Source organism: Heyndrickxia sporothermodurans (assembly GCF_003055045.1).
Classification (GTDB): domain Bacteria; phylum Bacillota; class Bacilli; order Bacillales; family Bacillaceae_C; genus Heyndrickxia; species Heyndrickxia sporothermodurans.
The window spans coordinates 24672-48585 of record NZ_NAZB01000031.1; the positions used below are offsets into that span (position 1 = coordinate 24672).

Genomic DNA, 23914 nt, shown 5'->3' on the forward strand with positions numbered 1-23914 from the left:
GTTCAGTGGCCTTGTTGAGTACAACTTTATTGTTTTCAATGCAGGGGATATCAACAATAGAAGCTAGCAAGCGAGATGATGTGATGCAAACAAAATATACATGGGATCATCCTGGACCATCTTTACCCGTCTTACTATCGGGAAAGCCTAAGCAAGCCGGAATGTCTGAAGCCCCATTAAAAGAAATGGATTCAATTATTAATGATGCAATCAATCAAAAAGTCATGCCCGGTGCTGTCACCTATGTTGCAAGAAAAGGAGTGACGGTAAAACATCAAGCATATGGATATGCCTATCGTTATACGGATGATCAGTTTACTGAAACCAATCAACCCATCCAAATGAAAAAAGATACGATTTTTGATATAGCTTCCATTAGTAAAATTTTCACTTCGATTGCAGCGATGCAGTTATATGAAAAAGGAAAATTCAAACTAGATGATCCTGTAGCTAAGTACATTTCGGAATTTGCGGAAAACGGCAAGGAAACAGTCACGATACGTCAACTAATGACCCATACTTCTGGATTTGAACCAGGAATTCTCGTTTATAAAATGGGCACATCAAGAGCGGATAGGTTAGAGATTGTGTTAAAGCATAAGCTCACGAATGCTCCGGGAACAACTTACACGTATAGTGATTTGAATATGATTACTTTAGGTGTTCTTGTGGAAAGGCTGTCAGGGCAAAGGCAAGATGAGTATGTAAAAGAACATATTACGAAACCGCTTGGCATGAAGGATACGATGTACAATCCACCTGCATCTTTGAAATCAAGAATTGCTGCAACGGAATATCAACCTTGGACGAATAGAGGTCTCGTATGGGGGCAAGTTCATGATGAAAATTCCTGGTCCCTCGATGGTGTAGCAGGACATGCGGGCGTCTTTTCAACCGCCAATGATCTAGCTATCCTAGGACAGACATTTTTAAATGAAGGGAAATACGGTCATTCACGAATTTTAAAAGCTTCAACGGTGAAGTTAATGGAGAAAAATATGAATCAAGCATTTCCAGGGGATGATCATGGTCTTGGCTATGAATTGAATCAAGGTTGGTATATGGATGGGTTTGCAGAGGAAAATACGATGGGCCATACAGGATATACAGGAACTTCATTAGTGATTAGTCCAAAGAACCAAACAGTTGTTATTCTTTTAACAAATCGAGTTCATCCATCCCGCAATACCGTTTCAACGAACCAAACGAGAAGACTCGTTGCAAGACAAGCGGGGGATGCGATTCCTGTTGAAATGAAAGGAAAAAAACAAGCATGGTTTGCCGGTTATGGAGATAACAAAAAATCAATATTACAAGCAGAAGTAGACATTAAAAAACCTGCAACACTTACGTTCGAAACATGGTATAGAATTGAGAAGGATGCCGATTATGGGAAGGTGGAAATTTCTAACGACGGTAAGAGTTGGACTTCCCTTGGAACGGAATATACAGGATCAAGTATGAAATGGCAAAAAGCAACCTATGCGATTCCTGTGGGTACAAAATTTATTCGCTTTCAATATGAGACAGATGCTTCAGTAAATGGAAGAGGATGGTATATCGCAGACCCGCAAATTAAGTCAAAAGGTAAAAAGGTAAAGCTTCATTTTAATAGTAATGATTGGGAATTACGAAATCGCTAGATTAAGGAGTATGTAGGAAATGGAGTTGGGGAAACCAGCTCCTTCTCACTTAAGAGAGGAGAATCGAGATGAAAAAGTGGTTAGTCGCGATTATAGCAGTGATTCTATCTGTTTCATGTTTATCTGCAGCTTTAGCGAAACCAATCGAGCCTGCGAAAAAGCATAAAGACAAGTCGTTTCAACTAGGAGTAGAAGTATTGTTAAAAGATCAACTTAACTTATTAAAAGGGAAAAAAGTCGGACTCATAACCAATCCGACTGGTGTTGATCAGTCCTTAACGAGTATCGTCGATAAATTTTACAATAATAAACAAATTAATTTGGTTGCCTTATTTGGACCGGAACACGGTGTAAGAGGAAGTGAACAAGCAGGATCCTACGTTCCATTTTATATCGATGAAAAAACAGGTCTTCCTGTTTATAGTCTTTATGGAGAAACGAAAAAACCAACTCCCGAAATGCTAAAAGGTGTAGATGTTCTTGTATTCGATATCCAAGATGTAGGTGCTAGATTTTATACGTATATTTACACAATGGCCTATGCAATGGAAGCTGCCAAAGAAAATAATATCCCATTTATCGTTCTAGATCGCCCGAATCCGCTTGGCGGTACAAAAGTAGAAGGGACAGTGCTAGATCCGAAATACTCCTCATTTGTCGGTCTATACCCAATTGCCTTGCAGCACGGGATGACGGTAGGAGAACTGGCAAAATACTTCAACAAGGAGTTTAAGATAGGTGCCGATCTAATAGTTGTTAAGATGAAAGGCTGGAAACGGAATATGTACTACGATGAAACACCGCTTCAGTGGGTGCTTCCATCACCAAATATGCCGACTTTAGATACTGCACTTGTATATCCGGGTGCAGCGCTTATTGAAGGAACAAATGTCTCGGAAGGAAGAGGAACAACAAAGCCATTTGAGCTGATCGGTGCACCATTTATAGACGGAGAAGAACTTGCCCAAACATTAAATAATCTCAAGCTTCCGGGTGTCATGTTTAGAAGTGCTTACTTCACCCCAACGAGCTCGAAATTTAATGGCCAACTCTCCGGTGGCATTCAAATTCATGTAACTGACCGAAAAAGCTATCAATCTGTAAAAACGGGAGTAGCGATCGTCAAAACCATTCATGATCTTTATCCAAACGATTTTGCCTTCCGTCCGGAAAATAGCAGCGGAATTTCTGCATTCGACCAATTAATCGGCAATGGATGGGTGCGAAAAGCGATAAACGACGGAACTTCCCTCAAGGAGATTGAAAGTAACTGGAAAAACGATTTAAAGAAGTTTGAGAAAACGAGAAAGAAATATTTGCTCTATTAAAAAATCGGCTGCTAGCATTGCTAGCAGCTTTTTGTGCTTCAGCTTGTATGGTAATATTAGAACAATATATATTTTGATAGTTTTAGTGAGGTTTTAGCAAATGTCTTTAGGAGAAAAATTTTTTGAGTCTAAACAGCAGCAATTAGGTGTTTCACTGAACGATGTTCAAAAGAAAGCTGTTCTTCAGACTGAGGGTCCACTCCTACTTTTAGCAACCCCCGGCTCAGGAAAAACGACAACCATCATCATGAGAATTGGCTATATAATAGAAGAAAAAGGTGTGAATCCGGCAAGGATTAAAGCGGTAACGTTTAGTAAAGCATCCGCCATCGATATGGAAGAGAGATTCAAACGTTTCTTTCCATCTCTTCCTCCAGTTAATTTTTCAACGATTCATAGTTTAGCCTTTGAAATAGTACGCGAACATTTCACTCATCAAAAGATTGCTTATCAATTAATCGAGGGCGGAACAACAGTAAATCAAAACAATCGCCCTTTAAATAAAAAAATGATCCTTCGAGAACTATTTAAACAAATGGTGGGCGAAGTGATAACAGAGGATCAACTAGAGGAGTTAACAACCTATATTAGCTATATAAAAAATAAACTTCTTCCACAGAAAAAATGGTCAACCGTTGAATGTACTGTTCCCCAGGCAGAACAAATTTTACGAGAATATGAAAAAGTTAAACGAACAAGTTCGAATCAATTATTAGTAGATTATGATGACATGTTAACGATAGCTAACAGAGTATTAGAAGAAGAGGGAGAACTTCTTCTAAAGTATCAACAAAGATATGACTATTTTCTTACCGACGAAAGTCAAGATACATCGATGGTTCAACATGCAATCATTGAAAAACTCGTACAGAAGCATAAAAATCTATGTGTTGTAGCCGATGATGACCAATCGATCTACACATGGCGTGCGGCGGAACCACAATATTTAATGGATTTCAAAAAAGTATATCCGGAAGCAACGATTCTTAAGATGGAGCAAAATTATCGTTCATCAAAGGATATCGTTAATGCTGCCAACCAATTCATCAAGCGAAATAAGCATCGCTATGATAAAAATATGTTTACGGAAAACCCGGCTGCTAAACCGATTATCGTGAAACGTCATTTTAATGATAAAAATCAAACGTCGTATTTAGTGAAAGAAATTTCTACAGTTGCAAACTATCGAGATGTTGCTGTGTTATACCGAAACAACTCGTCATCAATTCCGCTTATTAATCTATTTGATCGAGCTGGCATCCCTTTTTATATAAAAGACTCGGACAATCGATTTTTTTCCCATTGGGTTGTTGAAGACATATTGAATTTCATGAGAATGACTTTTAATGATAAACGTGTAGATATTTTAGATAAAATCCATATGAAATTTAATGGGTATATTACGAAACAGCAAATGGCCGAATTAAAAGCTGTACGTAATAACGATTCAGTTTTTGACAATCTTCTTCAGTTCGTCCAGTTAAAGGAATATCAAGTAAAACAACTGAAAAAATGCAAGGAAATTTTCCGTGATATGAAGGGAATTGCTCCTCTTTCTGCTATCCGATATATTCGCTATGAGCTAGGATACGAGAAGGCTCTCGAGAAAATGAGCGAACGACTTGGCTTTAATCTGGAATATCTCGTGGGAATTCTCAATACATTAGAAGAAATTGCGGATACATTAGAGACGATGGAAGAGTTTGCACATCGTTTAAAATATTTAGAAACATTGATGAAAAATTCAAAGCGACAAAAAAATGAAAACGTCGTGACACTTTCTACTTTCCACAGTTCGAAGGGGCTGGAGTTTAAACGCGTGTACATGATTGACTTAGTGGATGGAATGATCCCTTCAAAGGCAGAAACAAAAAGCTATGATGAAGGGAATCATGAGCTAATGGAAGAAGCTGTTCGTCTTTTCTATGTTGGAATGACTCGGGCAAAGCAGCATCTAGAACTCCTTTCATACGAAAAGAAAAATGGCAGCCCTGTAAAGGAATCCCCATTTTTAAGCAATATCCGCCAAATTATTGCTCCCGTCAAGGAAAAGGCACAATTAAATGCTGTCGCTAATAAGTCAAAAGTTCCTTCTAATCCAAATGGAATAAAGGATCGTTCACAACTGGTGGAAGGAAAAATGATCAAACATCGTGTGTTTGGTCATGGTGAAATTACGCATATCGGACAGGAGAGCATCGACATTCAATTTCCATCTAGCAACAAGAAATTATCCCTTTCAACATGTATAGAAATGGGACTTCTGGAACCAGTCGATTAATATTATTTACGTGTAGGAGTACCGGAAAAATGAATCAAACGTATACAATGAAGGAAAAAATAAAACAAATATTTATTTTACTCATTCCTATTTTAATCACTCAATTAGGAATGTTTTCGATGGTGTTTTTTAACACGATTTTGTCGGGTAAGTATCATTCTTCCGATTTGGCGGGAGTGGCAATTGGATCTTCTATATGGAATCCGGTATTTACAGGATTAAGCGGAATTCTACTAGCCGTATCGCCAATTGTCGCCCAGCGCTTTGGAGAAAAGAAAAATAAAGAAGTATCATCTATTGTAGTCAATGGCGTCTATCTATCGTTAATGATCGCATTATTAGTAATTGTACTTGGCTTTTTTCTATTAGATCCATTATTAAATCGAATGAATCTGCCGGTTCGTGTGCAAAATACAGCACATGACTATTTAGTTGGATTAAGTTATGGCATTCTTCCACTATTTATTTTTAATGTTTTAAGATCATTTATCTACGGACTCGGAAAAACACGTGTCGTTATGGTGATTATGATTTCATCGTTACCGTTTAATTTCTTATTAAATTATTTGTTTATTTATGGACATTGGGGTCTCCCAGAACTTGGGGGAGCAGGTGCAGGTTATGCAACCTCCATTACGTATTGGATTATAGCAGGGATAACAGCGTACATCATTAAACGACAAGAACCATTTTCGGCATATCGAGTATTTTCCAATTTTAAAAAGTTTTCAGTTGAAAAATGCAAGGAAATCTTAAAAATTGGTGTCCCGATGGGATTATCAACCTTTTTTGAAACGAGTATGTTTGCCGTTGTGACGATATTAATTAGTAAGTTCAGTGTGACAACGATTGCTGCCTACCAATCAGCTCTTAATATCGTTTCGTTTCTCTATATGGTTCCTGTAAGTATTTCTTTAGCTTTAACTGTTTTGGTCGGCTTTGAAGTGGGGGCAAAACGTTATAAAGACGCGAAGGCATATAGTTGGTTAGGAATTAGTTTATCTGTCATCATTGCTCTTTTTACAGGTTTACTCGTAGTTTTATTTAGATACAAAGTAGCAGGCTTCTATTCAAATGAACTAGCGGTCATTAACTTAACTGCGCATTTTTTAATTTACGCATTATTTTTCCAAATTTCCGATGCGATTCAAGCGACTGCACAAGCGGCACTTCGGGGATACAAAGATGTTAACGTCGCATTTATTACGACCCTTATTGCTTACTGGCTCATTTGCTTACCGGTTGGCTATTTATTAGCACATTTCACCTCCCTTGGTGCACCAGGATATTGGATTGGCTTAACATCCGGATTACTGGCAGCTGGGATTGGATTAGCAGCAAGACTTATTTATATTCAAAAACGGAAATTCGTGATTGTAAAAATGGTTATGAAAGGATGACAATGTCATCTTTTTTCGTAACATAGTTCGTATACAAATTATATTTACACACATTATATTTTAGTATATAATTAAAAATATATTTGAAAGGAGAACGTCTAAGGTGGCCATTTCAAAAGATAGATCAATCGGGTTTGCTTCTGTGCGGACTAGTAAAAAAATGAGTCGTACGATTAATTTTTACTTAAAATCTTATAATATTACTTCTGAACAATGGAGTGTACTTAGAACGCTAAGTGAACATGATCATATTTCACAAAAGGAACTATCAATAAGAGCGGATAAAGATCAGGCAACATTGACGAAAATTCTCGATTTACTTGAAAAAAGTGAGGTTATTAAACGAAAAGTGAATCCATCTGATCGACGTTCCTTTTTAATCGCAATCACGGAAAAAGGAAAGAAGTTAGTTGAAGAAGTTGCTCCGTATTTAGAAGAGATTTTTACAAAAATTATCAATGGAATTGATGAAGAGTCGCTCCATATTTATTTGAAAGTATTGCAACAGATTGAAGACAATGCAGATTCACTATTAGAGGACGTAAACAACTAGAAAGAAGGAATTAATGTATGAAGGAATCGAATAAATTGTGGACAGGTCAGTATGTAGCCATTGTCTTAATGGCTTTTTTATTTTTTTTATGTTTGCAATTGCTTACAGCCGGGTTTCCAGCTTTTATTACTGATATAAAAAATAACCCCGCTCAAGGTGGGTTGATGACGACTGTGTTTATGATAGCGGCAATTATTACTCGTCCGTTTATCGGATTTCTTATTCATCGTGTCAATGTGAAAAAAATGAGTATTTATTCACTCGCTTTCGTAGCCATTACACTCGCGATTGCTTACAATCAACAGTCCGTACCATTATTACTTTTATTACGGGTGTTTCATGGAATTGGGTTTGGAATAATGACAACGATTTTAGCGACTTTAGCTACAAATATCATTCCAAAAAAGAGATTAGGTGAAGGAATCGGTTATTACGGATTAGCGACAAGTATTGGAACGAGTATGGCTCCTATGGTAGCACTTGCCTTGTTAGCTACGCTATCATTTAATTTTTTATTAATTATTTCAGTCGTATTGGCAGTCCTTACTTTTATCTTCAGCTTTTTTATTAAACCTTCAAAAGAAGAACTAGCTTTAACGAAGGTAGAACCGAAGCATAAGCTTTCTTTAAGGGAATCAATTTTTGATAAAAAGGCGTTTGTTCCAAGTATTTTATGTGCACTTTTCTCAATCACGCTTGGAGGTGTCATTAGCTTTCTAAGAGAACTAGGTAAGGAGGAGCATCTCGGTGGGTCCGTTTCTCTCTTCTTTTTAGTCGTAGCAATTGTCATGTTAGCGGCAAGACCGGTTTCTGGAAGATTGTATGATAGGCTCGGACATAAAGTAATTATCTATCCGGCAGCAATTTGTGGAATCATTGGATTGTTTCTATTATCTATCACCCATAGTGCAAGTACTTTACTATTTGCAGGATTTTTCTATGGAGTGGCTTATGGAATGGTGACACCAACCTTACAAGCGATAGCGGTTAGTCTTGTTACTAAAGAAAAACAAGGAACGGCGAATGCAATGTATTTTTCCTCTATGGATCTCGGGATGGCCATTGGTTCAACAGGACTTGGTATCCTTGCTGCGAATAAGGGATTCCATTTCATTTATGGATTTTCAATTGTGTGTTTAGTTCTGTTATTAATTATTTACACATTTCTTTTTATGAAAAAGAAAGAATCGGAAACCGAAACAGTAACAGCTACATCCACATCTCAAAGTATGTAACACCATATTAAAAAGAGCGATTCGCCACTACAGCGATCGCTCTTATTTATACTTGATTTTCAAAATGGACGCGTTTATTTAAGATATAAAAGATGGGTGCACCGATAGCCATGATGACAAACTCACCGATTGCTGTCGTAAGCCATCCGTAAAGAAAAGGAACTCCGAATGCAAGTTGCAGCTCATATGCAATGATAAACATTGTAAAGGTGAACACAATTGTATTTACAATCATACGTCCCCATATATTTTTAATAAAATAAGATACTCCTATTGTAATCAATAAAGAAATAATTGATTGCCCAACGCCAAATATTAGATCATAATTCGGCATCGGTGACAAAAAGAAGTTTGCAAGAATGACCCCTAATACAATACCGAAAAAGTACTTTTTATTAAAAACGATTAAATGGTTAAACATTTCCGGAATACGGAATTGAATCGCTTTAAATCCAATCGGTTGGATAACAAAGGATATTGCTAAATACAATGCGGCAATAATCGCATTTACAACAAGTGTTTTTACTTTCATATTCAATTCTCTCCTTAGTTTTTTATCGTGGGATGGTTTCGAACCACGTCTTTCGAAAATAATCAAGCTATTATAGTATAATATATATTAAAATAACGTCAATCATTCCTACAAAACTAGTAGAAAAAGGAAAAGATGCATATGACTCCATTTACTTCACAAGTCATTTCAATTATTCAACATATCCCCGAAGGTAAAGTCATGACTTACGGACAAATTGCGACATTAGCGGGAAGTCCGAGGGCAGCGAGACAAGTCGTCCGCATCCTTCACTCAATGAGTAAAAAGCACCGACTACCATGGCATCGTGTGGTAAATGCGAAAGGCCAAATTGGCTTTACGGATGATGAATATTTTCAAATACAAAAATTTTCTCTTGAAAATGAAGGAATTGAATTCGGCTTGAATGATCGGATTGATCTTGGAAAGTATCGGTTTCATCCGAAATAATTATCAAGATAAAACAATATGAAATGTTTCGACAGGGCCTGTGCAACGATATGTACTGCACAGGTTATTGCATGCTCAATTGCCTCCTCTTAAGTTATTTAAATTTATGAAAAAATAATAATACATCATCACGTTGCACATTTTCCCTGCAACAAATGGTTATGAAAGCGCAACCAATAGTTTGATAATTTCTGATAAACTAAAAATATGTTAGGGGGAATCAATTATGTATTTAGATGAAAGGAGTAATTCTTTATTAAAAGAGGTTATTGGTAACCCCGAAATATCAAATGCAAGACTTGAGGAAAAGTATCAATTATCTCGAAGGCAAATTAGTTATAGCTTTAAGAAAATCAATGACTGGTTACTGGAAAAAAATTTTCCGGCCATTAAACGAACAAATAGTGGGAAGTTTATTGTGAATCCGGTATTAATCGAATTGTTTACTGAAACGATTGAACCATCTAAACAAAAATATATTCCTTCGGAAAAAGAAAGAGCAGTTCTAATTCTATTAATGATTTTAAGCAGTAATGAGGAATTATCATTAATACATTTTACCTCCGTAATGGAAGTGAGCAAAAACACCATACTGCGGGATCTGAAATCGGCTCAAAATATAGTCGCTAAATATGATTTAACAATTGTTTATTCGAGAGTAAAAGGCTATGATCTTTCGGGAACTGAATGGAACAAAAGAAAACTTTTAGTAGATGTTTTACAATCCGTATTTAGTATTTATAATGGTGAATCCTATATTGAACAAATAATTGAAATACAAGGGAAAGAGATTCAAAGGCTGAAAGCACAAATGGAAGAGGTTGAAACGAGACTTCATTTGAAATTTAGTGATGAAAGAATGAAACTTCTCCCTTATGTTATTGCTATTATTTCAAAAAGAATAAATAGAGGTAAGCTCGTATCTAATCCTTACCATATTGATTATGAAGAGTTATCTGATACAAAGGAATTTGAAGCGGCTGAAATCCTCATTCAGGATGGGAAAGATATTCCAAAGGCTGAACGTTTATTTCTAACGTTGCAGTTGCTAACATCAAATGTATTATCGTCACAATTTTTAACAAAAAATGAATTGCCACAATTCATCCAAGCATTGAGAGATAGTTTAGATCTTTTTGAGAAAAAAGCAGTTATCGTTTTAAAAGATAAAGATGCATTACTGGAAAGATTAGTTTTGCACATGAAACCGGCATATTATCGAATTAAATATCATTTAACGACCAATTATTCGATGATTGAGAAATTTAGTGAAGAATTTGATGCAATCCATTATATTGTCAAAGATTCAATTAAACCGCTGGAAGAATATATAGGATGTAGTATTCCTGAAAGTGAAGTTATGTTTATTACAATCTTCCTCGGTGGACATTTAATCAATAGTGGTGAAACAATTCAAATAAAGAAAAAGGCTGTCGTTGTTTGTCCAAATGGAGTATCTATATCAAAGTTGATGGAAAATACATTAAGAGGATTGTTTCCTGAAATTTATTTCTATAATGCACTATCTGTTCGTGAATTTGAAAATTTCAATAGAGAAATTGATATTGTCTTTTCTCCAGTACCTTTGCAAACAGACAAACAGCTTTTTATTGTTGAACGATTTATTACTGATTTTGAAAAAGTTCAGCTTCGCCAACGTGTAATGAAAACGATTTTTGGATTAAATTCATCCGTTATTAATGTGAATCAAATTGTGGATATTATTGGAAAGTATGCAAAAATTGAAGAAAAACAGGGATTAATTAATGCATTACAGGATTATTTTTCGATTCAAGAATCTGATCCAACTAAACAAAAGGCAGGATGTTATTTGTCTGATTTAATTACACCAGAAACGATGGTTATACGAGACCATGTGGATAGTTGGCATGACGCGATAAAAATCGCTTCGGAGCCACTTTTGAATAAAGGGGTTATTACAAAGCAATATGTGGATACCATGCTTGAGCAATATCCGACGATGTCTCCATATATTTTGCTTAGAATGAATATAGCGATCCCACATGCAAGTCCGGAAGATGGTGTTCGTTCAATAGGGATGAGTTTATTAAAAATAAATAATGGATTAGATGTAGGAGGCAATCAAAAAATTCATCTTGTAGTTGTTATTGCAGCAGTTGATAAAAATCAGCATTTTCAAGCATTAATGCAATTGATGAAGCTAGCTAGTACATCTGCAGATATCAAAAAAATGATACAAATGGATGCCCTAGATCAACTATATGAACTCATTCAAACCTATTCAAAATAAGCATGCAACATCAAGGAGGGGAAACGAAGATGACTTTAGGGCAATTCTTAAAAGATGATTTAATAAAAGTCAATTTAGAGTGTGAGAACAGGGAACAATTATTTGAAATACTGGCAAAAGAAGCATTGAAACAGGGGTATGTTACAGATCAATTTCTAACAAAAGTAATTGAAAGAGAATCCGTCTTCCCGACGGGATTATGTATGAATAATTATAATGTGGCCATTCCCCATACAGATCCTGAATTCGTTAAGGAACAATTTATTGCTGTGGCAACATTAAAAAAACCTGTGTCGTTTCAGCTTATGGATGACAAAACCAAAGAATCAGACGTTAACGTAGTATTAATGCTAGGCTTGAATGAACCGCATAGTCAATTAACAGTTTTACAACAAATCATGCAGATCATTCAAGACGGTAGCAAAATCGAGCAAATGTTATTAGCAAACAATATTGAAGATATTTATACGGTATTTAACCAAATGGAAGAAAACAATTAGGAGGAAATAATAATGAAAAAAACAGTACTTGTCGCTTGTGGAGCAGGAATCGCAACATCAACAGTGGTTTGTGAAAGAGTAGAAAATTTATTAAAGGATAATGGTATTAATGCCGAGGTTGTACAATGTAAAATTGCAGAGGTAGCTTCACGCCAAGATGGGGCTGATTTAATCGTATCAACAACAATCTTACCAACTACGTATAATATTCCTGCATTAACGGCAAAAGCTTATATAACAGGAATAGGTATGGAAGCATTAGATCAAAAAATTATTGATCATTTAAAATAATAATCAATATTCTTCAGCGAAATGATTTACTTTAAAAACCAAGTAATTTAATTGATTTACTTTCATTTAAGAACAAATTAAATAATAACAATTGGAGTGAATGTCATGAAAAAATATACAGTATTAGTCGCTTGTGGGGCAGGAATCGCAACATCAACAGTGGTCTGTGAAAGAGTAGAAAACTTATTAAAAAATAACGGGGTGAATGCTGAGGTTGTACAATGTAAAATCGCAGAAGTTGCTTCTCGTCAAGAAAGCGCGGATTTAATCGTATCTACTACGATTCTACCAACAACTTACAATATTCCAGCACTTACAGCAACAGCCTATATCACGGGAATCGGAATGGAAGCGTTAGATCAAAAAATTCTCGACCATTTAAAGTGAAACACTGTTAGCAAAAATGAATTTTGTAGTTTACGAGATGGGGGTTAAGCATGGACAAACTATTATCCGGTGTACAGTACGTTTTAAATTTAGGACCTACTGTCATCTTACCAATTGCCATTTTAATTTTAGGATTAATTTTTAGAGTAGGGTTTAGTAAAGCGTTTAAATCAGGAATTACCATTGGTATCGGGTTTGTTGGGATTAATTTAGTTATTGGTGTATTAACCGATAACTTAGGTCCAGCAGCACAAAAAATGGTTGAAAGATTCGGCTTGAATTTAACGATTATCGATACAGGTTGGCCATCTGCGGCTGCACTTTCTTGGGCTTCACCAGTTGCGGCGATCCTTATCCCAGTTTGTTTAATTGTAAATATTATTTTAATTCTATTGAAAGTGACAAAAACACTTGATATTGATATTTGGAACTATTGGCACTTTATTGCAGCTGGTGCAACAGGCTATATCATCACAGGAAGCTGGTGGTTTGCTATCCTTTGCGCAGTTATTTATGAAATCGCTGTCTTATTTGTTGCTGACAAAACAGCTCCAATGGTCCAAAAGTTCTATGGGCTTGAAGGTATTTCCATGCCAACAGGTTCTACTGCAGCTTTTGCTCCAATCGGAATTTTAATTGGTTGGTTAGTATCGAAAATCCCTGGTATCAAAAAATTAAATGCAAATCCAGAAAGTATTCAAAAACGTTTTGGTATTTTTGGAGAACCAATGATGATGGGATTGATTTTGGGGATTATTATTGGTCTTCTAGCAGGTTATGACATTGGCGGTATATTAAAAATTGGAATTTCGATGGCGGCAGTTATGCTACTAATGCCACGCATGGTAAAAATCCTAATGGAGGGTCTAATTCCAATTTCAGAAGCAGCACGTACATTTTTACAAAAACGTTACGGTGATCGTAAATTATATATCGGTCTGGATGCAGCACTTTCAGTAGGACATCCGGCAGTTATGTCAACAGCATTAATTCTCGTTCCTATTACATTATTCTTAGCCGTAATTTTACCAGGTAATAAAACCTTGCCATTTGGTGATCTAGCAACAATTCCTTTCTATATCGCTTTCGTTGTTGGATCACGCAGAGGAAATATCATTCATTCACTGATTGCAGGTACCGTCATGGTAGCATTAGCACTTTACATGGCTACTAATTTCGCCGGAGTACACACAGCAATGATGGAAGGTGCTCAATTTAAAATGCCAGAAGGTGCAACGAAGATTACAAGCTTAGATTTAGGTGGTAACTTGTTTAACTGGTTAATTTTGAAATTTTCACAAGCTTGGCACGCAATATTCTAATGAGTTTAAGACTATAAGGAAATCGACCTTCACGCCGATATCTTCTCTTTTACAAGATAGATCAGTGATCTATTAAACTAGTAATCTCTAAAAAGGAGGCACATCATGAAAGCTGCAGTTTTGCACTCAGAAAATGAAATTATTTATCAAGATATTGAAATTAGTGAATGTCAGCCAAATGAGGTGAAGGTGAAAGTCATGGCTGCCGGAATATGCGGATCAGATACACATAAAATGGTCAGCAAATGGAAATATCCGCTTCCTGCCATTATGGGTCATGAATTCGCAGGTTATGTTGTTGAAAAAGGAAAAGATGTCACGAATGTGGAGATTGGAGATCGTGTTGCAGCGATTCCTTTTATTCCTTGTAATGAATGTGAATATTGTCTGCGAGGTCAATTTTCTTTATGTGAAAATCATGGGATGATTGGATCAAAGTCATTTGGTGCTTTTGCTGAATTTGTGAACATTCCAGCAAAAAATGTATTACCAATTGGTGAAATGAGCTTTGAAGATGCAGCGATGATTGAACCTTCAGCAGTTTCTTTACATGGGGTTTTAAATATTCATCCTCAGCTTGGAGATGTAGTCGCCGTATTTGGTGTGGGAACAATCGGGATTCTTGCCATTCAATGGCTTCGTGTAGCAGGAGTGAAAGAAATCATTGCAATCGATATATCCGATAAAAAACTGCAGGATGCAATGGATTTGGGCTGTGAAAAGTCTATCAATCCATTAAAAGAAGATTTGATCAAAAAAATTTATGAATATACAAATGGATTAGGAGTAGATATCGCTTTTGAATGTGCGGGGTCAAAAATAACCCAAGAACAATGCTTACTAATTACTCGCAAACAAGGGAAAGTAGGTTACCTGGGAATTGCTTATTCTGATGTCACCCTTTCTGAAAAAGCTTTCGAAAATATTTTTAGAAGAGAATTAACGTTAAAAGGATTTTGGAATTCCTATTCTGCACCATTCCCAGGAAAAGAATGGATGAATACGATCGAGTTTGTTCAACAAGGAAAAATCAAATTAAAAGAATTAGTTTCTCATCGCTATAAATTAGAAGATACCCAAAAAGCATTTAACATGATGATTAATCGTGAAGAAGAATACAACAAAGTAATGATTATCCCTAATGAGGAGTTAGAATAAAATGAAATCAGTAATGAAACTGGATCAAGGATATGACCAAATGTCCTTAGAACATATAGATGAACCACAAGCATATGATGATAAAGTGAAAATAAAAGTAGCATATACAGGGATTTGTGGCTCAGATATTCATACATTTAAAGGGGAATATAAAAATCCAACAACACCGGTTACACTCGGACACGAATTTTCCGGCGTAGTTGTTGAAATTGGTAAAGATGTCAAACATATAAAAGTTGGTGACAGGGTAACAAGTGAAACAACCTTTACAACTTGTGGGGAATGCGAATATTGTTTATCAAAAGATTATAATCTTTGCTCAAACCGAAAAGGGATTGGTACACAGGTTAATGGAAGTATGTCTGAATACGTCGTTTCTCGTGAAGAAAGTGTACATGTTTTATCTGATAAAATCAGCTTGTTATCTGCGGCTTTAACGGAGCCATTAGCATGCTGTGTCCATGCTGCATTAGAAAAAACCACTGTTACGAAAGACGACAAAGTACTAATTTTTGGACCTGGACCAATCGGTTTGTTACTTCTTCAAGTGGTTAAAGCCCAAGGGGCATTTGCGATTATGTCTGGGATTACAAAAGATGCACAGCGCTTAGAATTAGCAAAATCCTTAGGTGCTGATGTTATTGTTGATTCCCTTCAAGAAAATTTAGAGGAAGTTGTGTTACAGCATACAAACGGGTATGGTGTAGATAAAGTGTTTGAATGCTCCGGTGCAGTACCTGCTTTAAATCAAGGACTTCCATTAGTGAAGAAAAAAGGAACGTTTGTCCAAATCGGTCTATTTGCAAATAAAACGAATCCGATAGATCAAGAATCTATTATTCAACGAGAGATTACGTATATCGGTTCCCGTTCCCAAAAACCAAGCTCTTGGAAAATTGCATTAAAGCTTTTAGAAGAAAATAAAATTGCAACTGATAAAATGGTTACCAAAACCGTTTCACTAGATGAGTGGCGACAAGGCTTTGAAGCAGCTATGTCTGGAGAAGAAATTAAAGTGATGATTCAGTCATAAAGTAACAAACTAATTGTTTCATATAAAAGTAGTATACCCGCAAGTTATATTTGGCTTGCGGGTTTATTCATCATTGATATAGGAGGTCTCCATATGTATCTTGATACTGCAAATATTAATGAAATTACGGAAGCTTTTTCTCTTGGAATAATGAAAGGTGTGACAACAAACCCTTCGATTCTTTTAACAGAAGGAAAGCCAAGGAAATGGATAATTAAAGAAATTCTTGATAAAACTGATGGAACTGTGTTTGTTCAAACGGTCGGAGAAACATACGAGGAAATGTATAATGACTGCCAGGAAATTCGTACATATGATCAAACAAAAATTGGAATAAAAATTCCCGCTACCTTTGAAGGATTAAAAGTAATCATGCAATTAAAAAATATGCTTAATAAACCTTTAACCGCTTCTAGTCTGGAAAAGTTTAATGAAGATGGGGAATTATTAAATGAAGGGACAAGAGGGTGATCAAATGAAACTAGTTGCAGCCTCTATTATGTGTGCCAATCAACTACAGTTAAAAAGCCAACTTGAAGAATTAGAACAGGCAAATGTCGATATGTTACATTGTGATGTGATGGACGGAGTGTTTGTGAATAATCTAGCCATGGGTCCATATGTTCTGGAAGAAATCAAACAAAAAACGAGAATCCCTCTTGATATTCATTTAGCGACCATCAATCCTAGTAAATACATTGATATGTTTGCTCCAATTCAACCAGAATATCTCTCCTTTCATGTCGAAGCAAGTGAGGATATTCATAGGGATTTAGCTAAACTGAAGGAGTATGGAATTAAACCATCATTAGCCCTAAGCCCACAAAGTCCGATTGAAATGATCACACCTTATTTAGAAGATGTATCAATGATTTTGATGATGACCGTTAACCCAGGATTCGCTGGACAACCGTTTAATTATCATGTGTTAAAAAAGATGGATGAATTAAATAAAATTCTGAACAAAATCAAGAACCGGCCACTAATTGAGGTAGATGGAAACATTAACAAAGAAACAATTCCACATCTGCTAAAAAGAGGAGCTAATGTATATGTTTTAGGGACATCTGCATTGTTCAACCACCAGACTGGAAGTTTTACTAATAAAGTTGATTCGATCAGAGCAATATTTAATAATACAAATGTTAATTAACAGAATGTCAATGAAATGTAGTTACTTTAATGTAATGCATCGATAAAAGAATATTTCCATTGCTCCAAAAAAATTGCGAATACAAAAACGCGAATAACTCCATTTACATAAATGGGGGTAATTGCGTTTAATTCTTCTCTCCTGGGGAGATAGTGAAGAACAAAAATAACTAAGAAATATTTGAATTTTTGATATAATGATAGAAAATTATGATAATGTAAAAAAGTGTTTTACCGTTTATCACCACTAATAAAAGGGATTAGAGGAGAAAACATGAACATAGAAGGTAAATCTTATACTAGAACGAAAGGAATCGTACTAGTCCTAACTGGTGCTTCATTATGGGGGATTTCAGGGACTGTAGCACAGTTTCTTTTTCAAAAGCAAGGGTTTAGTCCGGAATGGTTAGTCGTAATCCGTTTATTATTATCCGGTGTAATTCTATTAGGAATAGCAGCAAAAAAGGAATCAAAAAGTATTTGTGGAATATGGAAGAACAAGTATGATATTTTTCGCATATTATTGTTTAGTATTCTTGGGATGCTAGCGGTCCAGTATACATATTTTGCGGCGATTAAAGAATCGAATGCTGCAACAGCTACTGTTTTGCAATATTTAGCACCGGTTTTAATTTCTTGTTACCTAGCAATGAAATCGAAAAGGCTGCCAACTTTTAAGGAGATGGCAGCGGTAATTTTAGCCTTGTTAGGTACGATTCTTCTTGTTACACATGGCAATATTCAAAGCTTATCAATTTCTGGATTGGCATTGTTTTGGGGATTAGCTTCAGCTATTGCCTTGGCATTTTATACATTACAGCCTCATCAATTGCTTGCTAGTTGGGGATCAACAATCGTTGTGGGATGGGGAATGCTGATCGGAGGAGTAAGTTTTAGTTTTATCCATCCACCTTGGAAGTTTGAAGGCCATTGGTCATTTAACGCATTTTTTGCAGTAGCGTTTATTGTCTTGTTTGGAACACTCATTGCTTTTTATAGTTATTTAGAAAGTTTAAAGTATATCAGCGCATCCGAGACGAGCCTTCTAGCTTGTATTGAGCCATTGGCAGCAGCTGTTCTATCAATTGTTTGGCTGCATGTTGCTTTTGGTGTTGTCGATTGGTTAGGTTCATTTTGTATTATTAGTACAATCATTATTTTATCGACGGTTAAAACAGATAAGGTAAACATTATAGAAAATAAGGAAGAGAACATATCATTATAAACAAAAGGGCTGTTCCCCATATTACACTTTTACAATCCGACTTGCTGTAGTTGTACTTAGTTTCTTCTCGAATTGTTCATTTTAGAAAAAATTCGTAGCCATTCAACGACACCTTTCATTTACTATATGGAGTGTGTTAATGATTGGAGGTGAAAAGATGAAAATATGGGATGGTTTTCATCTTTCGATTCTCACATGGAATCTATATATGGGTGTAGAATTACCACCGTTATTTACTTCAACACGAGAGAAAATTCCCAATCTTGTGTCAAAGGTGTATCGGCAATTCCTTGCAACGAACCTCCCTATTCGTGTAAAAGCAATCGCCCGTGAGATTGCCGGAAAGAAACCAGATCTTATTGGTCTGCAAGAAGCGGTATGGTGGCAATTAATTATCCCCAATTATCGAAAAGTCACTTATGATTTTGTTCAATTATTATTGATTGAATTGAAAAAAAGAGGTTTAGATTATGAAGTAGCTATTCAAAACAAAAATACATCCGTCGAGCTTCCAGATAACAATGGAAATCTTGTACGTTTATTAGATAGGGATGTCATTTTAGTTCGTAAAGGCTATCGATTAACGATAAATAAAAGAATGGCTAAAAATTTCAAAACAAATCTTATCGTTCAAATAGCAGGTCAGCAAATTGAAATTTTACGAGGATGGTCCTCAATCGACATACAGCTGGAGGGACAGAACATCAGGATGATAAATACGCATTTAGATACGAATTCCGATATTCAAATGTACCAAGCAAAAGAAATTTTAGAGGGTCCAGCTAATACAAATCTTCCTTTAATCGTAACAGGAGATTTGAATTCGAATGCACATAATTATGATACACCTACTTATAAGCGCTTTATTGATGTCGGATTTCAAGATGCATGGGAAGAAAGTGGTAATGGAGCGGGAAATACGTGTTGTCAAGATCCAGACTTATTAAATAATGTTTCGAATTTAACGAGCCGCATTGATTTTATTTTATTTAAAAATGGTTGGGAATCAATACAGGCAGAGACTGTCGGAGATACGCCTAATAGTCGATCGTATTCGGGGCTTTGGCCATCCGACCATGCGGGAGTATTTTCGAAGTTACAATTAAGAAAATAGAGTGAATCTTAGAAAACCCATCATAAACGATGGGTTTTAATTGTATGTAAAATTATGCTAATATTATAAATATATGTTGTGGAGGTGACGGGATGATTGGGGAAGAAATTTTAACAATTAGTAACTTACAAAAAAGCTATGGAACAAATGATGTTCTCCAGGGAATTGATCTTCATGTTACACGAGGAGAAATTATCGGATACATTGGTCCCAATGGTGCGGGGAAAAGCACAACTGTGAAAATCATTCTTGGGATTGAAGAAGGTTACACTGGTGAAGTAAAGCTATTCGGAAGAGATATTGCAGATGGAAACATTGACTACAAGCGGAAAATCGGCTATGTCCCTGAAATTGCTGAAGTATATGATAATTTAACTGCACATGAATATTTAACATTTATTGGTGAACTATACGGCATGGACTTTGATTTAGTAGATTATAAGGCTAAAAGATTAATGGAATTGTTTGGAGTTGGGGAAGTGTATTATTCAAGAATTTCATCCTACTCTAAAGGGATGCGACAGAAATTATTAATTATCTCCAGCTTATTACATAATCCGGAAATTTTGTTTTTAGATGAGCCGATTAATGGCTTGGATGCAAACAGTGTCATGATTTTTAAAGAAATCTTGGCTAATCTCGCGGAACAAGGAAAAACGATTTTCTATTCCTCACATATCATGGATGTCGTTGAAAAAATCAGTAGTCGAATTATCTTATTAAATGGCGGGAAAATCGTTGCAGATGGAACATTTGCCGATCTACAAAATCAAAACAAAGAAGGAACGTTGGAGGAAATCTTCAATCAATTAACAGGATTTAATGAACATAAAGAAATTGGTGAAAGATTCGTAACCATCGTTCAAGAGGTGTAGAGATGGAAGACTTTCGTACATTAAAAGTTCTTGATCGTTTTAAAGGTATGTTTGAGAAAATGGGTGTCGATTATTCGATCATGAGACGGATTTTACAAGTAAAACTCATGATGGATCAAAGACGGGTACCTACCATTTTCAGTCAATCAACGAAAAGAAAAAAAGCGAAAGATACGAAGGAAGGAAACGGCTTTATTAAATCACTTTGGATTTATGTGCTGGTAGGCCTTTTTACCATTCCATTTATTGCATTAGGAAATCATTATATGTTTCAAATGAGTATTTTCTTTGGGATTACGATGTTTATGGTCATGTCCTCAATGATCTCAGATTTTTCTTCCGTTTTGCTCGATGTTCGGGATAAAAATATTTTACAAACAAAACCGATTAGCCGAAAAACCATCAGTGTTGCTAAATTTGTACACATAAGTATTTATTTATTTTTTCTAACGTCTTCGATTGCAACGATTCCGATGGTCGTTGGCTTATTTAAACATGGGATTGTATTTTTTCTAATTGGCATTATTGAATTAATCTTAATTAATTTATTAATTGTTGTTATCACCGCTTTACTATATATCCTTATTTTACGGTTTTTCGATGGCGAGAAACTGAAGGATATGATTAATTATGTTCAAATTGGTTTATCACTGGCGTTAATGGTCGGATATCAAGTCCTCATTCGATCATTTGAAATTTTCGATTTCAATATTGTTCTTCATCCACAATGGTGGCATGTGTTTATTGTCCCAATGTGGTATGCAGCCCCATTTGAATGGCTAATTAATGGGCAGACTGCTTCCTTTTATCTAATCTTTTCAAGCTTAGCATTAATTGTTCCAATTGTTGCGTTTTACATTTATCTTCGTTTAGTTCCAACATTTGAAAAAAATCTGCAAAAGCTATCCAGTCATAGCAAAATAAAGGTGAAAAAGAAAAGTAAATGGAAAGATGCTTTATTAAGTTGTATTTGTAGAAGTAAAGAAGAGCGTGCTTTCTTTCGATTTGCTAGCTTAATGATGAAACAAGAACGCGATTTTAAATTAAAAGTGTATCCATCACTGGGGTTTTCCTTTGTTATTCCCTTTATCTTTATCTTTAGTGTAATCAGGGAAGGAAGCTATGAACAAGTAGCATCGGGTCATTCGTATTTAACGATTTATTTTAGCATGATTATCATCCCTACCATTGTCATGATGCTTCGTTATTCAGGGAAATACAAAGGTTCATGGATATATAAAACATTACCAATCAAGGATTACTCCACATTATTTAAAGGGACATTAAAAGCTTTTTTAGTTAAACTTTACATTCCCGTCTATTTATTATTAAGTATCATCTTTGTTGTCATTTATGGTGGGAGAATTGTACCTGATTTAGCAGTTGTGTTAATCGATTCGTTTTTATATACAATGATTTGCTTCTTAGTTTTGAAAAAAGCTATTCCATTTTCAGAAGCATTTGAAACGGTCGGTCAGAGCGAAGGGTGGAAAGCTTTCTTACTTCTCATCCCGATAGCAGTTTTCGCTGGGATTCATTTTTTCAGTTTGTCTAGTAGTATTGGAATCTATCTTAATATAGTTATAACGTTTATTGTTAATTTGATTGTTTGGAAGATAGGGATTAGGAAGAGTTAAAGAAAAGGTCTTAAATATAGAATCATATGATTCTGAAATTAGAAGAAACAGAAGAAAAAAGAGCAAGCTTTTTAGGTGGGTCGAAACTTTACCCTATGTCTTTCCAATTTTAAGTCAACTTTTAATTTTCAATACGTTATTTTTGAAAATACTTATATCATTTAGCGATCGGATCAGACGATCCAATCTGTTTAGGAAGGAAACAGTAATTGTACTAGGACGAAAGACTGACACCGGATTTTTAAATGATGAATTGTTTATTAAAACTTTATGATCGGCAATGAAAGGATGCATATTGATCGGATTTTGAATGATGAACCAAAAATCGGTTTTTTAAAAATAGGAGTTAGGCGTTTAAATGAGACGAAGGGTTGTCTTAAAAAACATCTTTAGGAAAATTGGAAAATAAAAGCTAAATAAAATGATGGAAACTAATGTTAATTTCCCAATACAAACTAGATTTAACAATTGTTATACTGAATTACAAGTAGAAGAAATAAAAAATATTCTACGATAAAAATTCAATTTAGGGGGAGGGGAGAATATGAAAAGAAAAGTAATCACTTTTTCACTATTAGCATTGTTAGTTTTAGGAGCAATAGTACCAATAGCATCAAAGGCTGCGGAAACATGGAATTATGGATATAGCAAAACAACCAAGCAGTGGTATAACCATTACTATCATTCCGGTTTCAAACATTATGGTACAATTACAAAAAATGGTGTTACTTACACTGGTCCAATTGCACAACCAGGATATTGGTCTCAATTGAATTTAGATTATAACGGACCGTATGCTGTCACTTATAATAAGTATATTATATTGTAACTAAGTAAAAAAAGGGGATTTATGAAATATATAAATCCCTTTTTACTTTAACAAAGGAGATAATATATGATTGAAATAATTAATATGAATAAAACATTTGATAGAAAAACTATTTTTAAAAATTTTAACCTAGAAGTAAAATCAGGAGAATTCGTTGGAGTAGTTGGGAAAAGCGGACAAGGAAAAACAACCCTTTTAAATATAATTGGTACTTTAGAAGAAGCTGATTCAGGTATTATAAAAATAATGGATAAAGATATTCATAAAAAAAAATATAAAAGACTTTTATTAAGAGATCAATTAGGCTTTATTTTTCAAAACTATGCTTTAATCGATAATGCATCAGTAAATGAAAATTTAGAAATTGCACTTAAACATAAAAAGATGAAAAAAACACAAAAAAGTGAAGCTATATCTTTAGTTTTAAAAGAGGTAGGTCTAGAAGATTATGGTAAGGAAAAAATACATACCTTGAGTGGTGGAGAACAACAACGTATTGCGATTGCTAGATTACTACTAAAAGACCCCTCATTGATTTTAGCAGACGAACCTACTGGATCACTGGATATTGAAAATCGAGATATTATTGTGGCATTGTTTCAGAAATTACAAAAACAAGGAAAAACTATTATTATGGTCACTCACGATAAAGATTTAACCAAATTCTTTTCAAGAACAGTACATTTATAAGGGGATA

The 23914-nt window shown here is 35.2% G+C and carries 23 protein-coding genes and 1 riboswitch; of the genes, 22 read left to right on the forward strand and 1 reads right to left on the reverse strand.

Features of this window, described 5'->3' with window-relative positions; genetic code table 11:
• Window positions 1–38: 38 nt before the first annotated feature.
• The 6 genes from B5V89_RS13640 (at window position 39) to B5V89_RS13665 (ending at window position 8440) form a co-directional block, all read left to right on the forward strand.
• The gene (locus B5V89_RS13640; protein WP_108072508.1) at window positions 39–1643 is read left to right on the forward strand and encodes a serine hydrolase domain-containing protein; all 1605 of its coding nucleotides are present in this window, start codon (window positions 39–41) and stop codon (window positions 1641–1643) included.
• A gap of 68 nt (window positions 1644–1711) precedes the next feature.
• Window positions 1712–2971 (forward strand): exo-beta-N-acetylmuramidase NamZ family protein, encoded by a 1260-nt coding sequence (locus B5V89_RS13645; RefSeq protein WP_108072466.1) that lies wholly within the window; start codon window positions 1712–1714, stop codon window positions 2969–2971.
• Window positions 2972–3071: 100 nt separating this feature from the next.
• A complete protein-coding gene (locus tag B5V89_RS13650) occupies window positions 3072–5252 on the forward strand; it encodes an ATP-dependent helicase (protein WP_108072468.1) in 2181 nt (726 codons plus the stop codon).
• Window positions 5253–5281: 29 nt separating this feature from the next.
• Complete coding sequence (locus B5V89_RS13655) at window positions 5282–6652, forward strand: MATE family efflux transporter (protein ID WP_108072470.1); 1371 nt, start codon at window positions 5282–5284, stop codon at window positions 6650–6652.
• Between the two features lie 103 nt (window positions 6653–6755).
• Window positions 6756–7205 (forward strand): MarR family winged helix-turn-helix transcriptional regulator, encoded by a 450-nt coding sequence (locus tag B5V89_RS13660; protein ID WP_244913500.1) that lies wholly within the window; start codon window positions 6756–6758, stop codon window positions 7203–7205.
• Window positions 7206–7222: 17 nt separating this feature from the next.
• The gene (locus B5V89_RS13665; RefSeq protein ID WP_108072472.1) at window positions 7223–8440 is read left to right on the forward strand and encodes an MFS transporter; all 1218 of its coding nucleotides are present in this window, start codon (window positions 7223–7225) and stop codon (window positions 8438–8440) included.
• A 46-nt stretch (window positions 8441–8486) separates the two neighbouring features.
• Here B5V89_RS13665 and B5V89_RS13670 read toward each other — a convergent pair whose 3' ends face one another.
• Window positions 8487–8972, reverse strand: coding sequence for a QueT transporter family protein (locus tag B5V89_RS13670; RefSeq protein WP_108072475.1), 486 nt, complete (start codon window positions 8970–8972; stop codon window positions 8487–8489).
• 8 nt (window positions 8973–8980) lie between these two features.
• Window positions 8981–9025: riboswitch (PreQ1 riboswitch) on the reverse strand.
• An 88-nt stretch (window positions 9026–9113) separates the two neighbouring features.
• On the opposite strand from B5V89_RS13670, the gene B5V89_RS13675 reads away from it, so the two are divergent.
• From B5V89_RS13675 to B5V89_RS13750, 16 genes are all read left to right on the forward strand, one after another.
• Window positions 9114–9422, forward strand: coding sequence for an MGMT family protein (locus tag B5V89_RS13675; RefSeq protein ID WP_066235921.1), 309 nt, complete (start codon window positions 9114–9116; stop codon window positions 9420–9422).
• 226 nt (window positions 9423–9648) lie between these two features.
• Window positions 9649–11694 (forward strand): BglG family transcription antiterminator, encoded by a 2046-nt coding sequence (locus tag B5V89_RS13680; RefSeq protein ID WP_108072477.1) that lies wholly within the window; start codon window positions 9649–9651, stop codon window positions 11692–11694.
• Between the two features lie 29 nt (window positions 11695–11723).
• Window positions 11724–12194 (forward strand): PTS sugar transporter subunit IIA, encoded by a 471-nt coding sequence (locus B5V89_RS13685; RefSeq protein WP_066235917.1) that lies wholly within the window; start codon window positions 11724–11726, stop codon window positions 12192–12194.
• Window positions 12195–12206: 12 nt separating this feature from the next.
• Window positions 12207–12485 carry a PTS sugar transporter subunit IIB gene (locus tag B5V89_RS13690; protein WP_108072479.1) on the forward strand — a complete coding sequence of 93 codons (279 nt, stop codon included), beginning with the start codon at window positions 12207–12209 and terminating at the stop codon, window positions 12483–12485.
• 105 nt (window positions 12486–12590) lie between these two features.
• The gene (locus B5V89_RS13695; RefSeq protein WP_066235913.1) at window positions 12591–12872 is read left to right on the forward strand and encodes a PTS sugar transporter subunit IIB; all 282 of its coding nucleotides are present in this window, start codon (window positions 12591–12593) and stop codon (window positions 12870–12872) included.
• A 50-nt stretch (window positions 12873–12922) separates the two neighbouring features.
• The gene (locus B5V89_RS13700) at window positions 12923–14194 is read left to right on the forward strand and encodes a PTS galactitol transporter subunit IIC (protein WP_066235911.1); all 1272 of its coding nucleotides are present in this window, start codon (window positions 12923–12925) and stop codon (window positions 14192–14194) included.
• A 105-nt stretch (window positions 14195–14299) separates the two neighbouring features.
• Complete coding sequence (locus B5V89_RS13705; protein ID WP_066235909.1) at window positions 14300–15352, forward strand: galactitol-1-phosphate 5-dehydrogenase; 1053 nt, start codon at window positions 14300–14302, stop codon at window positions 15350–15352.
• Between the two features lies 1 nt (window position 15353).
• Window positions 15354–16385, forward strand: a complete 1032-nt coding sequence (locus tag B5V89_RS13710; protein WP_108072481.1) for a zinc-binding dehydrogenase — start codon at window positions 15354–15356, stop codon at window positions 16383–16385.
• A 93-nt stretch (window positions 16386–16478) separates the two neighbouring features.
• Complete coding sequence (locus B5V89_RS13715) at window positions 16479–16856, forward strand: transaldolase family protein (protein ID WP_066235905.1); 378 nt, start codon at window positions 16479–16481, stop codon at window positions 16854–16856.
• A 4-nt stretch (window positions 16857–16860) separates the two neighbouring features.
• Complete coding sequence (locus B5V89_RS13720; protein WP_066236051.1) at window positions 16861–17538, forward strand: ribulose-phosphate 3-epimerase; 678 nt, start codon at window positions 16861–16863, stop codon at window positions 17536–17538.
• 273 nt (window positions 17539–17811) lie between these two features.
• On the forward strand, window positions 17812–18762 hold the full coding sequence (locus B5V89_RS13725; protein ID WP_108072483.1) for a DMT family transporter: 951 nt from the start codon (window positions 17812–17814) through the stop codon (window positions 18760–18762).
• 157 nt (window positions 18763–18919) lie between these two features.
• Window positions 18920–19876, forward strand: coding sequence for an endonuclease/exonuclease/phosphatase family protein (locus tag B5V89_RS13730; protein WP_108072510.1), 957 nt, complete (start codon window positions 18920–18922; stop codon window positions 19874–19876).
• Window positions 19877–19968: 92 nt separating this feature from the next.
• Window positions 19969–20751, forward strand: coding sequence for an ABC transporter ATP-binding protein (locus B5V89_RS13735; protein ID WP_181294674.1), 783 nt, complete (start codon window positions 19969–19971; stop codon window positions 20749–20751).
• 2 nt (window positions 20752–20753) lie between these two features.
• The gene (locus B5V89_RS13740; protein ID WP_108072485.1) at window positions 20754–22388 is read left to right on the forward strand and encodes a hypothetical protein; all 1635 of its coding nucleotides are present in this window, start codon (window positions 20754–20756) and stop codon (window positions 22386–22388) included.
• A 544-nt stretch (window positions 22389–22932) separates the two neighbouring features.
• Window positions 22933–23217 (forward strand): lactococcin 972 family bacteriocin, encoded by a 285-nt coding sequence (locus tag B5V89_RS13745; protein ID WP_066233623.1) that lies wholly within the window; start codon window positions 22933–22935, stop codon window positions 23215–23217.
• Between the two features lie 66 nt (window positions 23218–23283).
• On the forward strand, window positions 23284–23907 hold the full coding sequence (locus tag B5V89_RS13750; RefSeq protein ID WP_066233626.1) for an ABC transporter ATP-binding protein: 624 nt from the start codon (window positions 23284–23286) through the stop codon (window positions 23905–23907).
• Window positions 23908–23914 lie beyond the last annotated feature (7 nt).

Excerpts from the sequence above, each read along its gene's own strand:
- B5V89_RS13640 (WP_108072508.1), top strand. The coding sequence starts at position 39 with ATGCAGGGGATATCAACAATAGAAGCTAGCAAGCGAGATGATGTGATG.
- B5V89_RS13645 (WP_108072466.1), top strand. The coding sequence starts at position 1,712 with ATGAAAAAGTGGTTAGTCGCGATTATAGCAGTGATTCTATCTGTTTCA.
- B5V89_RS13650 (WP_108072468.1), top strand. The coding sequence starts at position 3,072 with ATGTCTTTAGGAGAAAAATTTTTTGAGTCTAAACAGCAGCAATTAGGT.
- B5V89_RS13655 (WP_108072470.1), top strand. The coding sequence starts at position 5,282 with ATGAATCAAACGTATACAATGAAGGAAAAAATAAAACAAATATTTATT.
- B5V89_RS13665 (WP_108072472.1), top strand. The coding sequence starts at position 7,223 with ATGAAGGAATCGAATAAATTGTGGACAGGTCAGTATGTAGCCATTGTC.
- B5V89_RS13670 (WP_108072475.1), bottom strand. The coding sequence starts at position 8,972 with ATGAAAGTAAAAACACTTGTTGTAAATGCGATTATTGCCGCATTGTAT.
- B5V89_RS13675 (WP_066235921.1), top strand. The coding sequence starts at position 9,114 with ATGACTCCATTTACTTCACAAGTCATTTCAATTATTCAACATATCCCC.
- B5V89_RS13680 (WP_108072477.1), top strand. The coding sequence starts at position 9,649 with ATGTATTTAGATGAAAGGAGTAATTCTTTATTAAAAGAGGTTATTGGT.
- B5V89_RS13685 (WP_066235917.1), top strand. The coding sequence starts at position 11,724 with ATGACTTTAGGGCAATTCTTAAAAGATGATTTAATAAAAGTCAATTTA.
- B5V89_RS13690 (WP_108072479.1), top strand. The coding sequence starts at position 12,207 with ATGAAAAAAACAGTACTTGTCGCTTGTGGAGCAGGAATCGCAACATCA.
- B5V89_RS13695 (WP_066235913.1), top strand. The coding sequence starts at position 12,591 with ATGAAAAAATATACAGTATTAGTCGCTTGTGGGGCAGGAATCGCAACA.
- B5V89_RS13700 (WP_066235911.1), top strand. The coding sequence starts at position 12,923 with ATGGACAAACTATTATCCGGTGTACAGTACGTTTTAAATTTAGGACCT.
- B5V89_RS13705 (WP_066235909.1), top strand. The coding sequence starts at position 14,300 with ATGAAAGCTGCAGTTTTGCACTCAGAAAATGAAATTATTTATCAAGAT.
- B5V89_RS13710 (WP_108072481.1), top strand. The coding sequence starts at position 15,354 with ATGAAATCAGTAATGAAACTGGATCAAGGATATGACCAAATGTCCTTA.
- B5V89_RS13715 (WP_066235905.1), top strand. The coding sequence starts at position 16,479 with ATGTATCTTGATACTGCAAATATTAATGAAATTACGGAAGCTTTTTCT.
- B5V89_RS13720 (WP_066236051.1), top strand. The coding sequence starts at position 16,861 with ATGAAACTAGTTGCAGCCTCTATTATGTGTGCCAATCAACTACAGTTA.
- B5V89_RS13725 (WP_108072483.1), top strand. The coding sequence starts at position 17,812 with ATGAACATAGAAGGTAAATCTTATACTAGAACGAAAGGAATCGTACTA.
- B5V89_RS13730 (WP_108072510.1), top strand. The coding sequence starts at position 18,920 with ATGAAAATATGGGATGGTTTTCATCTTTCGATTCTCACATGGAATCTA.
- B5V89_RS13735 (WP_181294674.1), top strand. The coding sequence starts at position 19,969 with ATGATTGGGGAAGAAATTTTAACAATTAGTAACTTACAAAAAAGCTAT.
- B5V89_RS13740 (WP_108072485.1), top strand. The coding sequence starts at position 20,754 with ATGGAAGACTTTCGTACATTAAAAGTTCTTGATCGTTTTAAAGGTATG.
- B5V89_RS13745 (WP_066233623.1), top strand. The coding sequence starts at position 22,933 with ATGAAAAGAAAAGTAATCACTTTTTCACTATTAGCATTGTTAGTTTTA.
- B5V89_RS13750 (WP_066233626.1), top strand. The coding sequence starts at position 23,284 with ATGATTGAAATAATTAATATGAATAAAACATTTGATAGAAAAACTATT.